At 57.8% G+C, this 13,794-nt stretch carries 15 protein-coding genes; 6 read left to right on the forward strand and 9 right to left on the reverse strand.

Translation table 11 applies throughout. The features are described 5' to 3' along the window. Positions 1-99 precede the first annotated feature (99 nt). On the reverse strand, positions 100-933 hold the full coding sequence (gene thyA / locus A3OW_RS0112680; RefSeq protein WP_020563813.1) for a thymidylate synthase: 834 nt from the start codon (positions 931-933) through the stop codon (positions 100-102). Next, positions 930-1,712 (reverse strand): prolipoprotein diacylglyceryl transferase, encoded by a 783-nt coding sequence (gene lgt / locus A3OW_RS0112685; RefSeq protein WP_026223562.1) that lies wholly within the window; start codon positions 1,710-1,712, stop codon positions 930-932. Before lgt ends, thyA begins: the two co-directional genes overlap by 4 nt. Positions 1,713-1,891: 179 nt before the next feature. On the opposite strand from lgt, the gene A3OW_RS0112690 reads away from it, so the two are divergent. After that, entirely contained in the window at positions 1,892-3,610 is a 1,719-nt protein-coding gene (locus A3OW_RS0112690; RefSeq protein ID WP_020563815.1) for an ABC transporter ATP-binding protein/permease, read from the forward strand. Positions 3,611-3,634: 24 nt separating this feature from the next. Then, the gene (locus A3OW_RS0112695) at positions 3,635-4,756 is read left to right on the forward strand and encodes a glycoside hydrolase family 5 protein (RefSeq protein ID WP_020563816.1); all 1,122 of its coding nucleotides are present in this window, start codon (positions 3,635-3,637) and stop codon (positions 4,754-4,756) included. 127 nt (positions 4,757-4,883) lie between these two features. On the opposite strand, the gene A3OW_RS28865 is transcribed toward A3OW_RS0112695, so the two are convergent. After that, on the reverse strand, positions 4,884-5,006 hold the full coding sequence (locus tag A3OW_RS28865; protein ID WP_020563817.1) for a hypothetical protein: 123 nt from the start codon (positions 5,004-5,006) through the stop codon (positions 4,884-4,886). Positions 5,007-5,048: 42 nt separating this feature from the next. Here A3OW_RS28865 and A3OW_RS0112705 point away from each other — a divergent pair, with 42 nt between their 5' ends. Genes A3OW_RS0112705 through A3OW_RS0112715 form a run of 3 tightly spaced genes read left to right on the forward strand, consistent with a single transcriptional unit; the run spans position 5,049 to position 7,007 of the window. After that, complete coding sequence (locus tag A3OW_RS0112705; protein WP_020563818.1) at positions 5,049-5,660, forward strand: LemA family protein; 612 nt, start codon at positions 5,049-5,051, stop codon at positions 5,658-5,660. 16 nt (positions 5,661-5,676) lie between these two features. Further along, positions 5,677-6,507, forward strand: coding sequence for a TPM domain-containing protein (locus A3OW_RS0112710; RefSeq protein ID WP_020563819.1), 831 nt, complete (start codon positions 5,677-5,679; stop codon positions 6,505-6,507). Then, positions 6,501-7,007 carry a TPM domain-containing protein gene (locus tag A3OW_RS0112715; protein WP_020563820.1) on the forward strand — a complete coding sequence of 169 codons (507 nt, stop codon included), beginning with the start codon at positions 6,501-6,503 and terminating at the stop codon, positions 7,005-7,007. The genes A3OW_RS0112710 and A3OW_RS0112715 overlap by 7 nt, the downstream gene beginning before the upstream one ends. A 134-nt stretch (positions 7,008-7,141) precedes the next feature. Here the strand turns inward: A3OW_RS0112715 and A3OW_RS0112720 are convergent, their stop codons facing one another. Continuing rightward, the gene (locus tag A3OW_RS0112720) at positions 7,142-7,981 is read right to left on the reverse strand and encodes an HDOD domain-containing protein (protein ID WP_020563821.1); all 840 of its coding nucleotides are present in this window, start codon (positions 7,979-7,981) and stop codon (positions 7,142-7,144) included. 640 nt (positions 7,982-8,621) lie between these two features. On the opposite strand from A3OW_RS0112720, the gene A3OW_RS24930 reads away from it, so the two are divergent. Next, positions 8,622-9,623, forward strand: coding sequence for a L,D-transpeptidase family protein (locus A3OW_RS24930; protein ID WP_033411734.1), 1,002 nt, complete (start codon positions 8,622-8,624; stop codon positions 9,621-9,623). Between the two features lie 25 nt (positions 9,624-9,648). Here A3OW_RS24930 and sufT read toward each other — a convergent pair whose 3' ends face one another. The 5 genes from sufT to A3OW_RS0112750 form a co-directional block, all read right to left on the reverse strand. Continuing rightward, complete coding sequence (gene sufT, locus A3OW_RS0112730; RefSeq protein WP_026223563.1) at positions 9,649-10,197, reverse strand: putative Fe-S cluster assembly protein SufT; 549 nt, start codon at positions 10,195-10,197, stop codon at positions 9,649-9,651. 10 nt (positions 10,198-10,207) lie between these two features. Further along, on the reverse strand, positions 10,208-10,936 hold the full coding sequence (locus A3OW_RS0112735; protein ID WP_020563824.1) for an SDR family NAD(P)-dependent oxidoreductase: 729 nt from the start codon (positions 10,934-10,936) through the stop codon (positions 10,208-10,210). Next, a complete protein-coding gene (locus A3OW_RS0112740) occupies positions 10,927-11,607 on the reverse strand; it encodes an HAD family hydrolase (RefSeq protein ID WP_020563825.1) in 681 nt (226 codons plus the stop codon). The genes A3OW_RS0112735 and A3OW_RS0112740 overlap by 10 nt, the downstream gene beginning before the upstream one ends. 8 nt (positions 11,608-11,615) lie before the next feature. Then, positions 11,616-12,323, reverse strand: a complete 708-nt coding sequence (gene ubiG / locus A3OW_RS0112745; RefSeq protein WP_020563826.1) for a bifunctional 2-polyprenyl-6-hydroxyphenol methylase/3-demethylubiquinol 3-O-methyltransferase UbiG — start codon at positions 12,321-12,323, stop codon at positions 11,616-11,618. Between the two features lie 104 nt (positions 12,324-12,427). After that, the gene (locus A3OW_RS0112750; RefSeq protein WP_020563827.1) at positions 12,428-13,744 is read right to left on the reverse strand and encodes a TRZ/ATZ family hydrolase; all 1,317 of its coding nucleotides are present in this window, start codon (positions 13,742-13,744) and stop codon (positions 12,428-12,430) included. Positions 13,745-13,794 lie beyond the last annotated feature (50 nt).

Consider the following 13,794-nt stretch of genomic DNA (forward strand, 5'->3'; position numbering starts at 1 on the left):
AAGGAAATCGGCAAGACCGGAGACGGCTCGGTGCGCGTCGGCACTTTCAGCCTGCATTGCCCATAAGGCGCGGGCTCTCCGGAAATGAAATCCCCGGAACTACACCGAGATGGGGGCCTTGATCGGATCGTGCGCCCGATAGTTTATGAATTCGAAATCTTCGTACCGGTAATCGAACAGCGAATCCGGTTTGCGTTTCAGCCTCAATACCGGCAATGCATGCGGTGCGCGGGTCAGTTGCAACCTGGCCTGGTCCAGATGATTCAAATACAAATGCACGTCGCCCCCCGTCCAGATAAAGTCCCCCACGTCCAGGCCGGCCTGCTGCGCGGCCATGTGGGTCAATAAGGCATAGCTGGCGATGTTGAACGGCACGCCCAGAAACGTGTCGCAACTGCGCTGGTAAAGCTGGCAGGACAACCTGCCGTCCGCCACGTAGAACTGAAACAGGGCGTGGCAGGGCGCCAGGGCCATCTTGCCCCGATCCACGTTGGCCTTGGGGCTCAGTTTTTCGTCCGGCAGATCGGCAACGTTCCAGGCCGATACGATCATTCGCCGGCTGTTCGGCGTGGTTTTGAGCTGTTCGACCACCTGCTGCAACTGGTCGATCGCACGTCCGTCGGGAGCCGGCCAGGACCGCCATTGACGGCCGTAGATCGGCCCCAGTTCGCCGAAGCCGTCGGCCCATTCGTCCCAGATGCTGACTCCATGCCGATGCAGATAGGCCAGATTGGTGTCGCCCTGCAAAAACCACAACAACTCATGGATAACCGATTTTACATGAATCTTTTTGGTGGTGACCAGAGGAAAACCTTCCGCCAGCGGAAACCGCATCTGGTGGCCGAAGATCGACAAAGTGCCGCTCCCGGTCCGGTCGCCTTTGAGAGTTCCTTCCGTCAGAACTTTTTCCAGGAGTTGCAAGTACTGTTTCATGCCGCTTTTTTATGCGCAAAATAAAACATCAAGGCTCCGATCACGATCATCGGCAGGGACAGGATCTGCCCCATGGTCACCCATTGCAACGCCAGATAACCGATTTGCGCATCGGGCATTCGGAAAAATTCGACAAAAAACCGGAAACAGCCGTAAAAAAACAAACCCATTCCGGTCGGCGCCATCGCCGGCCTCGGCCTGGCGGTATAAGTCCAGAGTATCGCAAACAGCACCACGCCTTCTAAAAAGGCTTCGTAAAGCTGCGAAGGATGGCGAGGCAAGGGACCGCCGTTTGGAAACACCATGGCCCAGGGCACGTCGGTCGTTCGCCCCCACAGTTCGGAATTGATGAAGTTGCCGATGCGGCCTGCGCCCAAGCCGATCGGCGCCAACGGCGCAATGAGGTCGGTCAGTTGCAGCATGGTGCAGTTCTGCTTTTTGCTGAAGAGCCACATGGCCACGAATACGCCCAGCATGCCGCCATGAAAAGACATGCCGCCCTGCCATATTTTGAAAAGTACGAGAGGATCGCGCAGAAATTCGGCAAAATTGTAAAACACGATATAACCGATCCTTCCTCCCAGAATAACGCCCAAAGCGCCGTAAGTCACCAAGTCTTCGATGGCTTCCGGTTTTATCGGAGACCAGGGCTGCCTGGCCCGATACTGCCCTAAAATCCAGACCGCGGCAAAACCCAGCAAATACATCAAACCGTACCAGTGGACTTTAAGTGGCCCGATGCTGATCGCAATGGGATCGATTTGCGGATAAGTTAGCATGTTTAAATGTTCTTCCTGATGATGAGATTCCGGTTCATTATACAATGATATAACTACCGGAATATTGCTAATATTCGATTTGGTATTAATATCTACTTCTTACGGTACTGGTGCTGAAGAAATGACAACGCGCCCCTTTCGTCCGGTCCTCATTATGATTTTTACATGGAGATTAGCCCATGCGCGGCTCTAGTCAATTTTTTTTGCTTTTTCTCAAGCTAGCCGGCCCTTTCTGGAATTCGGAAGAGAAGGCGGTTATCCGAAGCCGCACCTATACGCTGATCGGCCTCACGCTAATCCAGATCGTCCTTGCCGTCGTCATCAATAAATGGAGCGCCAATCTGTTCAATGCGCTGGAGCAGCACTCCCTGTCCGGCTTCTTCCAGCAGATCGGCCTGCTGATTTTGATCTTCGGCGCCAGCATGGGCGTGACGGCCACCCACCTGCTGATCAAGCGGCGTCTGCAAATCAGTTGGCGCGCCTGGCTGACCGGCCGCGTGGTCGGACGCTGGATGCAAAACGGACGGCATTATCAAGTCACGCACATTCAGGGCGATCACTCCAATCCGGACGGGCGCATCGCCGAAGACGTCCGGATCGCCGTGGACGACGCCATCGGCATGGGCCATTCGTTACTGTACAGTTCGTTGATGCTGGTCAGCTTCACGACGATTTTATGGAATCTGTCGGGCACCGTGATACTGAATCTGGGCTTTATCCAGATACCCGTATATGGCCATCTGGTCTGGATTGCCCTGATTTATGCCGCCGTCGCCTCGTATTTGGGCTGGCGGATCGGACGGCCGTTGATGACGACGACGAACGTCCGGCAGACCATGGAAGCGAATTTCCGCTTCGGCCTGGTCAGCGCCCGCGAGAATTCTCAGGCCATCGCGCTGATTCGCGGCGAGGCCAACGAACAGACGCGGCTGCATAGACTATTCCAGGAAGTCACGGAAGCCTATGACCGGCAAACCGAAGCATGGAAACAGATCATGTTGTTCACTTCCGGTTATTCGGTGTTGTCGATGGCGTTTCCGATTCTGGTTTCGTCCCCCCGGTACATCTTCGGCACCATCACGCTCGGCGTCCTGATGCAGTCGGCGCAAGCCTTTCAGCATATGGCATCGGCTTTGTCCTGGCCGGTCGACAATATGGCCGGAATCGCCCAGTGGCGCGCCTCGGTCGAGCGCGTGCTGGGACTGACCGAGGCCCTGGACGCGCTGGAAGAAAAAATTTCACATCCCGACCCGCACCGGATTCAGGTTGAAAAATCGGATCGTTCCGCCCTCGCCTTTCGCGATCTATGCATTTCCAAACTGAACGGCGAGATGATCCTGTGCAACATCAATGCTGAAATCGGGCCGGGCGAACGGGTACTGATCGCAGGACACGCTCCGACCGGCGCGAAGCTGTTCAAAGCGATCGCGGGCCTCTGGCCCTGGGGCAGCGGGCGCATCGAATTGCCCGACGATGAGCCGATGTTTTTCATGCCGCCTCGGCCCTATCTGCCCGCCGGCACGCTGCGCGAAGCCATCTGCTATCCCGACGGCGGCGACCGCTTCGCCCAGGAAACTGTGGTGAAAGCACTCCGGCAGGCGGGCGTGGACGATCTGATCGAACTACTCGACGAAACCGACAACTGGGAAAAATCGCTGACGCGCGAGCAGCAGCAGCGCCTGGGATTGGCGCGATTGCTATTGAACCGGCCCAAATGGGTTCTGCTGCAGGAAGCTTTCGATTCGCTCGATCCGGAAGGAGAAACCGCGATGCTGCGGCTGATTTGCCAGGAAATCCCCGAAACCACGCTTCTGTCCATTACCAACCAACCCACGGCCGAAGCCTTTCATGAACGAAAAATCACTTTGCCGACGCCTGAAAACCATGCCGACAAGTAACTTACAAACGACAGGAACAACAAGATGAGCTCCATTTTCGACAACAAATTCGGCAAAAAACTCAGAGGCGTCAATCTCGGCGGCTGGCTGGTCCTGGAAAAATGGATGACGCCCAGCCTGTTCGAAGGCCTTCAGGCAAAGGATGAAACGTCCTGGTGCGTCGAGCTCGGCGACCGGGCGGATCCCATTTTGAAACGGCACTGGGATTCCTTCATTACCCGGGACGATTTTGCCTGGCTGGCCGGCGTCGGCATCAATGCGGTGCGCATCCCGGTCGGACACTGGCTGTTCGGGCCGGATTATCCTTACCACAGCGCTTACGGCGCCCTAAGCCATCCGTACGTCGACGGCGGCGTCCATATTCTGGACCGGGCTTTCGACTGGGCGGAGGAGTTCGGGCAGCACGTCGTCCTGGATCTCCATGCCGCGCCCGGCTGCCAAAACGGGTTCGACAACGGCGGCATCCAGGACGTCTGCGAGTGGCATACGCGCGAGGAATATCTCCAGCATTCCCTGAATGTCCTGGAACGGCTGGCCGAACGCTACCGAAGCCGCCCTTCGCTGCATGCCATCGAAGTGCTGAACGAGCCTCGCTGGGACATCGACACCTCTTTATTGAAACGCTACACGATCGACGGCTACCGGCGCATCCGCAAACATTGCCGCGCGGACGACGTCGCCGTCGTTTTTCACGACGGCTTCCGCTCGTTCCGGGAATATTTGGGCTTTCTGCAGGAGCCTGAATACCGCAACGCCGTATTCGACATTCACCGCTACCAATGCTTCGAGATGGCCGACATCGACGCCGATATTTACCGCCATATCGAGAAATCGGCGATCGACTGGAAAAACGAAGCCGACGCCATCATTACCGAACTGGGCCTTTGGACGTACGTCGGCGAATGGAGCCTGGGCCTCAACCCGAAAGTCGTTTCCCTCTGGCTGGAAGGCACGTTCAACTATGCGCTGGATCATATGGACGCGTTTCAAACCGATGTCGCTTACCGCGCTTACGCGTCCGCTCAGTTGGCGACTTTCGAAAAATATCTGGGCTGGTTTTTCTGGAGCTATAAAACCGAGTCGGCGCCGGAATGGTGCTTTCGCGACTGCGTGAACAGAGGCTGGCTGCCGGCTCGGTTCCAGTAGTCAACAATCCTCGTTGCCAACGGACAAAGCAGCCCTGTCGTAGCGGCCGCGGCGCGCCTTAATGACATATCTAACGACGATAACAAGCGGAAAATCGAATAAATGTTTGTTTCTCCGCCCGGCTGTATTACGATACAGCCATGCCGGATTCCCCGATGCGGCGTTTGGACCGTAGCTTCTCTTCGTCCCCGAGCCCGGCAAAGTAGGAGCCTTGATCCTGCCCGGCCGCGACGCCATCGCAGGAAGCCATCGAAGCATTCTTAGAAAATCAAAAAAAACGACGAGATCGACTATGTATCACATTCTGATTATTCCATTCCTGGCGGCCCTCTTGTCCGGATGCGGATACAACACGCTGCAATCGACCGACGAGAACATCAAGGCCTCCTGGAGCGAAGTGCTGAACCAGTACCAGCGCCGGGCCGATCTGGTGCCGAATCTGGTCAATGTGGTCAAGGGCTATGCGGCCCATGAAAAGGACGTATTGACGCAAGTGACCGAGGCCCGCGCCCGGGTCGGCTCCCTGCAGGCAACGCCCGAACTGGTCGACGATGAGGAAGCCTTTCACAAATTCATCGCCGCGCAGGGACAAATGACCGGCGCGATTTCCCGCCTGCTGGCAGTGGCTGAAAATTACCCGCAACTGAAGGCCGATAGCCTGTTCCGGGATTTGCAGGCGCAACTCGAAGGCACCGAAAACCGTATTACGGTCGCCCGCAATCGCTACATCGATGCCGTCAAGGAATACAACGTCACCGTGCGCTCCTTCCCCACCAATCTGACGGCGATGCTGTTCGGCTTCAAGACCAAGCCCAGTTTTACCGTCGAGGATGAAAAAGCGATCGCCACGCCGCCTAAAGTCGATTTCGGCGCTCCGGCCCCTACGGCCTCTCCCGGACAATAAAACCCGTCAGATCCCGATGATCCGTTTCGCCCGCGCGCTGCTAGGGGTTGTTCTACTGGCTTGTGTTGCGCCGGTCTGGCCTCAGATCGCCGTCCCCGATTTGTCCCGCCGCGTTACCGACCTTACCGCCACCCTGTCGCCGACGCAAATGGAGGCGCTGGAACGAAAGCTGGCGGCGTTCGAGGCCGAAAAGGGAAGCCAGATCGCCGTATTACTGGTTCCCACCACGCTCTCCGAAGACCTCGCTCAATTCGGCATCCGGGTCGCCGAAGCCTGGAAAATCGGCCGGCAAAACGTCGACGACGGGGTGATCCTGATCGTCGCCAAAAACGACCGGAAACTGCGGCTCGAAGTCGGTTACGGACTGGAAGGCGTCATTCCCGACGCCGTCGCCAAACGCATCATCGAGGAAACGATCACGCCTTATTTCAAGCGCGGCGATTTCGCCGGAGGCATCGACGCCGGCGTGAATCAGTTGATGCAATTGATCCGCGGAGAAGCCTTGCCTCCGCCGGAACCGCAACCGGACTATGCGGAGAACGAAAATTCGTTCATGTTCATTCTGGTGGCGGGTTTGTTCACAGGATTCATTTTATCGGCACTGATGGGGCGTTTTATGGGCGGCTTGCTGGCCGGGCTCGGCAGCGGCGCGGTCGCGGCCGTCTTTCTGGGCGTCGGCTTCGCCATCGTGCTGGGGCTGATGGTTTTCATATTGATTCTCGGCGGCTTCACGCACCGTGGAGGCGGCGGCTGGTCCAGCGGCGGCTACAGAAGTTCCGGCGGCGGCAGTTCCTGGGGCGGGGGCGGCGGCGGTTTCGGCGGCGGAGGCGCCTCGGGCTCATGGTAAATTTAAAGCGCTGGCTGGTTCACCTCTTTACGCCGCCCTGGCGATGGCGCCTGACGTTTCCGGGCGAGCTGCTGAGCGAGATTGAAAAAACGGTCAAACAGTCCGAGCGCCGCCACCGCGGCGAGATTCGCTTCGCTATTGAAAATACCCTGGCGCCGGTCAGGATCTGGCGGGGCGTGTCCGCCCGCGAGCGCGCGCTGGAAGTGTTTTCCGATTTACAGGTCTGGGATACCGAAGAAAACAGCGGCGTCTTAATCTATCTGCTGTTGGCGGATCACGAAGTCCATATCGTTGCCGACCGAGGCATCGCCAGACGAGTGGCTCAAGCCGAATGGAATTCGATAGCGGAAGCCATGCAGACCGCCTTCCGCAACGGCGATTTCCGGCAGGGTTCGCTGACGGGCATCGAACAAATAAACCGATTGCTGGCCGGCCACTTTCCCGCCGGAGAAGAAAATCCGAACGAGCTGTCCGACCGGCCGGTCATTATCCGGTCATGAATTCATCCCGGTCCGAAGATCGGCGTCATTCGGAGTGTCGAGCTGGGCATTCGGCGCAATTCAATAATCGTCAGTCAATTTCAGGTAAGAACTGAAATTGTATTGGACGCCGTCTCCGGTCAAAGCGCGCGGTCCTACATCAACAGCCTTTCGGCTTCGTCGCTGACTTCGGAAACAGCTTCTATCTCCAGGATCTCGATTTCGGCGTCCAGCCCGAGCTTGGCGAAGGCCGGCACCAGGCCCAGGTCAGGCTTGGCCGAAGGATTGTCGGACACCAGGGTCTCCAGGTAGGCGACCTGAACCACGTCCACGTAATCGGCCTCCGGAGCCGGGTCGCGCTGAAAGTCCAGGTATTCCCAGGTCGCCCGGCAGAGCGATTCGGGCAGATTCCAGGATTTCATGATGAGCTTGCCGATAGCAGGATGCAGGCGCTCTAGATGCTGTGACAGCGTCGCCCCGTCCTTACCGAGTTCGGGGAGTTTCTCGGCAAGAGTGAGGATGGGGAGCTTGCCGATCTGATGGATCAGCCCCGCCAGCATGGCCTGGTCGGGATCGAGATGGCGGCAGCGGCTGGCCAGGGCCCGGCTTACTGAGGCCACATGGACGCTGTGCCGCCATACGCTTTGAAACTGCTGGTCCAGGGCCGGCGAACTCGGCTTGAACAATTGCTTCATGACCAGGCTGTTCACCAAGGTGCGGACTTTGTTATGGCCCATGCGGGTGATGGCGGTCTGGAGGCTGTCGATTTTCGCCTGGGCGCGGAACAGTGGGCTGTTGGCCACTTGCAAGAGGCGCACCGACAGCCCCGGATCGGTGGAGATCAGCTTGGCGATTTCGGCATCGGTCGCCCGGTTGCTGCTAACCATCTGTTGGACGTTGAGGGCCACCTGGGGCAAAGTCGGCAGCTTCAGCTTATTGCTTTGCACCGCCGTCTCGACGTATTCGAGGAAGTCTTCTTCGTTTCTTAAATCCATGTAGGTTCTGTCTTTTCAAATTGAAAGGAGATACGGCCTCGCTGTAAAGCCGCCAATAGCAAGTATAGGACAAAACCGACAACTCCGCCCTCGCCCCGTCCGGCCCGAACACATGGAAATTCGGCGCAATCGGAACCTCTGCCGCTTGGGCTGGTCTAGAAAAAGGGTACAGGTGCGGATCTCCCGGTCGGTGTAACAGCTCTTCTGGAAGCCGTCGCCGCCCGGCGCCTCGGTCAGGAAATTCAACGACCTTTCCTGACTTCTTCGGGGCAAGCTCTACTACGATCTGACCTGTATCGCAAGACTTGGAGCTTATCCATAAATAAGCGAGCAGCCCGGATGAAACGCGGTGAAATCCGGGAACATCGAAGCCCCGGTTGTTCCGGATTCCGCAAAGCTATTCAGGCTGCTTGCCCGCAGGCCAGCTCTGGCGATAGGCGGAAAACACTCTGTCCGAATCGGAAATGAAATTCGGTCGGCCGGGCGTGCTCTAACTTCAACTGTTTTCTTATTTTCTAGTATATCATTTTAATATATACTGATAAAGCAAGTATGATTTGATCCACTCGGCTCGAATGACTGACGTCTCGTTGCGTCTCTTCTCTGTTTGCCGGCGCCCAGACTGACTTCCGATCTTTCCATGAAAATTTTTATACGTCTTTCATTTTTATTATTCGCCTCATTCGCCGTCCCAAACGAAGCCGGAGCCACAACGTATGACCTACCGGTGAACGGCGGCGACAGCGTCATTACCGAGTTCGAAGACAACGTTCCGTTAACGCGGGCCGAACAGGATGAAACCCTGCTGGACGTGGCCAGGCGATTTCTGTTGGGGCAGACCGAAATCGTCAGATTGAATCCCGAAGTGGACCGCTGGCACGTCAAAAAAGGAGAAATCATCCGCCTGGCCAACCGGAGGATTCTGCCGGACACGCCTCACGAAGGCATTACACTGAACATCTCCGAATACAGGATGTATTACTACCCTCCGGCTCAACCCGGCCAGCCCGCGCAAGTCGTCTCCTACGCTCACGGAATCGGCCGGCAGGACTGGAAGACGCCCTTGGGCAAAACCCGGATCACCGGAAAAATAAAAGATCCTTCCTGGCATCCGCCCGAATCGATCCGGCGCGAACACGCCGCCAACGGCGACCCGTTACCGCCCGTCGTGCCGCCCGGCCCTCACAATCCGCTCGGCGCTTACCGGTTGGATCTCGGTATTCCCGGCGGCTATCTGATTCACGGCACCGACATCGACAAGATCTATGGGATCGGCATGCAGATTACGCACGGCTGCGTGCGCATGTATCCTGAAGACATCGAGGCGCTGTACCGTTCGGTTCCGGTCGGCACGCCGGTTTATATCGTGAAGCAGCCGATCAAGGTCGGCTGGCTCGACCATGTCCTCTACATCGAAGCGCATCCGGATCTCGACGGCGAAACGACGACTTGGGACCAGCGTTACAGCAGCGCATTGAATCTGATTCAAAAGGCCAACGGCGGCATCGTGCCCGAGTTCGACAAACAGGCCTTAACGCAGGCGCTTACGCAACTGAACGGAAATCCCGTCGCTCTCTACCGCCGCGCGTTACAGCAGCAAACCGCCGCAGCGGTCGCGGGCAGCGCAGATTCGGGCTCTTAACGGACGTCGCGGAGCATTTCCCCGATCAAAGCAGCCCCAACTGCAACTGGGCCACTTCCGACATCATGTCGCGGGACCAGGGCGGATCGAGCACGACCTCGACGTTGACGTGGGCCACGCCCGGCAGCGCGCGGATGCATTTTTCGACATCGCTCTGAATGACCGGCCCCATGCCGCAGCCCGGCGCAGTCAAGGTCATCCGGACGTGAACGTCGTTGAGCCCTTCCGCCGCCGGCGTGACTTCGCAGGAATACACCAGGCCCAGATCGACGATATTGACCGGAATCTCGGGATCGTAAACGGTTTTCATCACTTCCCAGCAGTTTTGTTCGACGGCTTCGGAAGTGGTTTCGGATACCAGGGCATCCGATGGGTGAGGCTCCATCCCCAGGGCGTCGGCATCGGCTCCCGCGATCCGGACCATGTAGCCCTGCTCGGTCACCACCGTATAATTGTTGCCCAGAGCCTGGTACAAAGTCACCGTCTCGCCTTTTTTCAGGATTCCGACCATCCCGTCCGGTATGGTGATCATGTTGACGTCCCGGGTTAATGTATAGCTTTCTCGTTCTGCCATGGTCATTCGATCATAAATGAAAGGTTCGGGCATCCACAATCTGTCCGGTGACGCCAAGGCTTTGCGGACCGAACAAATACAAATAAACGGGCGCCAGGGAATCCATCGACGGCAGCCTGGTTTTATCTTCCGCCGGATACGCCCTTTTTCTCAGCGGAGAATCGACCGGCCCCGGCACTAGAATATTGACCCGGATTTTGCCCGATGATTCCCATTCTTCGGCCAGTATCCTGGCCATGCCTTCCAGCGCGATCTTCGAGACTCCGTACGCCCCGAAATACGCAGGCGCGTTCCGGGCCGAAGAATCGGAAGTGACCACGATCGAGGCGTGATCGCTCTTTTGCAGCACCGGCAGCAAGACTCGGTTCAACAAAAACGGCCCGTTCAGATTGACGTTCAGGGTGTGCCCCCAATCCTTGGTGCCGGTCAGGGCCAAGGGCGCAAAGGACGAGAATTCGACCGCCGAATGCAGAATGCCCTGCAGCGAGCCGTATTTGGCTTCGATCCGGTCGGCCAGCTCCTGATAATCGTTTTCGCTGGCCCCGGCCAGGTCGAAAGGATACAGGATGGGCTCGGGCGCCCTCTCCGCGACGATGGCGTCGTAAACGGCTTCGAGCCCGGCCATCCGTTTGTCGAGCAAAATGACATGAGCGCCGCTGCGGGCCAGCGTCAGCGCGGCAACGCCGCCCAGGCCGCCGCCTGCGCCGGTAATCAGGAACACTTGGTTTGTTAAGGGCATTGGTTGGCCTCTATCCATTGAAAAATGTGCCGTGGGGATGCGATCAGGGCGTCGGCGCCCCAGGTTTCCGGACGGTCGTCCGGATTCAGATAGCCGTAAAGGGCCGCCAGAGTTTTCATCCGGGCATTTTTGCCCGCCGCGATGTCGTGCACGGCATCGCCGATATAGACGCACTCCTCGGGCTTGACTCCGGCCTTGGCGCAGGCGGCCCACATCGGCTCGGGATACGGTTTCGGCTTCGCCGCGGTGTCGCCGCTGATGATGCAGGCGGCCCGGCCGGTAAGATTCAGGGCATCGGTCAACGGCTTGGTAAAACGGGCCAGTTTATTGGTGACGATGCCCCATTTCAAACCCAGGGCTTCGATCGCTTCCAGCGTTTCCGGCATGCCGGCGAAGAAGGCGCTCTGTTTCGCGATGTTGCGCTGATAGCAGTCGTGCAGAAAATCCAGAATCCTCGTCTGTGTTTTTTCGTCGAGCGGCGCCGTGAGGCTGCCGGCGATCATTGCTTTTGCGCCGTGCGAGATATAAGGTTTGATCTTTTCCGGCGCGGCGGCAGGCAAGCCGTAATGAACCAAGGCTTCGTTCAGGCAGGCGATCAGATCGGGAGCCGTATCCACCAGAGTGCCGTCCAGATCGAACAAGACGCAGGATAATTTAGCAGGGTTCGGCATCGGTCCGCCTAGTCCGGCCGTTTATAGGCGGCAAGATAGTTCACGCCAATGTCTTTGCCCAGGCTGAAGCGTTTGCTGACGGGATTGTATTCGATGCCGGCCATGCCCTTGAGTTCCAGTCCGGACTCACGGGCCGACCGGCTCAACTCCGAAGGCTTGATGAACGTCTTATAGTCGTGCGTGCCTTTCGGCAGCATTCTGAGCACATGCTCGGCGGCGACGATCGCCAGCAGATAGGCTTTCGGATTGCGATTCAAGGTTGAGAAAAACACCGTGCCGCCGGGCTTGACCAGCGTCGCGCAGGACTTGATGATGGAGCCCGGATCGGGAACATGCTCCAGCATCTCCATGCAGGTGACAAGATCGAAACCGGCCGGCTGCTGCTCCGCCAGTTCTTCGGCGCTGATTTTTTGATAATGCGCGTTGACGCCGGCTTCAAGCCCATGCAGTTCGGCCATGTCGATCAGATCCTGGCTCAGGTCGATGCCCATCGCGTCCGCGCCCAGTTTCGCCAGGCCTTCGGTCAAAATGCCGCCGCCGCAGCCGACGTCCAGAACGCGCTTGCCGGCCAATTCGGCGTATTCCTGAATGAAGCCGATGCGGAGCGGATTGATGTCGTGCAGGGTTTTGAACTCCCCGGAAGGATCCCACCAGCGTTCCGCCATTGAGCCGAATTTGTGGATTTCGTGCGGATGCACGTTTTCTGTTGCTGCCATTGGAGTTAACCGTTAAAAATGGATTTATAGTTTACTATAACACTAGGTTATTCGTCATAGGTTGTTCTTGAAACAAGAATCCGTGAAGTTGTCGACTCATCCAGTCAAGGCCGAACCGATAGCCGCCGCTGCCAATCGCCCACCTTGGCCGTTAAATCGGCGTTGTTGATCGTGGTCGGATAGCGTCGGTTCAAGAGGCGCCTGCCGGCCACCCAGACATCGCTGACCTGCTCTCGGCTGGCCGCATAAACGATCTGCGACAAAGGGCAATAAACCGGCTGCGTCTCCAGATGGGACAAGTCGACGGCGATGACGTCGGCGGCCTTGCCGACGGTCAGGGAGCCGATCTCGTGATCCAGACCCAGCGCCCTGGCGCCGTTGATCGTCGCCATTTTCAACGCAGTCATGGCCGGCACGGCGCGGGCGTCTCCGGCAACGGCTTTCGCCAGCAGCGCGGCGGTGCGCATTTCTCCGAACATGTCGAGGTCGTTGTTGCTGGCGGCCCCGTCCGTGCCCAGCGCGACATTGATTCCGGCCGCCAGACAGCGCGCCACCGGGCAAAATCCGCTGGCGAGCTTCAGGTTCGATTCGGGACAATGGACGACGTGCGCTCCGGCCTCGGCAAACAGGCGGATCTCATCCTCGTTCAACTGCGTCATATGGACCGCCATCAGGGACGGATTGACCAGCCCCAGCGAATGCAGCCTCGCCAGCGGCCTTTGCCCGGTTTTCGCCTGTTCCTGTTCGATCTCAAGCCGGGTTTCATGCACATGCATGTGGACCGGCAAATCGAGCTCGTCGGCGAACATCCTGATTTTTTTCAGGGGCTCGTCCGCAACCGTATAAGGGGCGTGCGGAGCGAAAGCGGCGGTGATCAACGGTTCATGGCGAAACTGGTCGTGCAGGGCCAGGCCTTTTTCGATGTATTCGGCGCTGTTCTTCGCCCATACCGACGGAAAATCGACGACGATCAAGCCGATATTGGCGCGGATGCCGTGATGGACCGCCTGCGCTGCCGTGACTTCCGGAAAGAAGTACATGTCGTTGAAGCAGGTCGTTCCCCCCCGAATCATTTCGGCAATCGCCAGATCGGTCCCGTCCCTGACGAAGGACTCGCTCATCCATTTTTGCTCGATCGGCCAGATATGATGCTGCAGCCAGTCCATCAGTTGCAAATCGTCGGCGATGCCCCGCAACAGGGTCATCGCGGCGTGAGTATGGCAATTGATCAAGCCCGGAAGCAGCGCGTGGCTGTCCAGATGTTCGGTCGCGGCCGCCCGGTAGCGCTGTCTGGCCGCGTCGGAGGGCAAACAATCGACGATGCGTCCGTTCTTGATCGCCAGGGAGTAGTATTCATAGGTTACGGATTCCGGCTCAACGGGTATAATCCATCTGGCATGGATGAGCGTATCGACTTGCATGGACAGGTTCCTAAACAGTATTCGGGAATTATAACTTTTTAACTTGTTAT

This window comes from Methylosarcina fibrata AML-C10 (assembly GCF_000372865.1).
GTDB classification, from domain to species: Bacteria; Pseudomonadota; Gammaproteobacteria; order Methylococcales; family Methylomonadaceae; genus Methylosarcina; species Methylosarcina fibrata.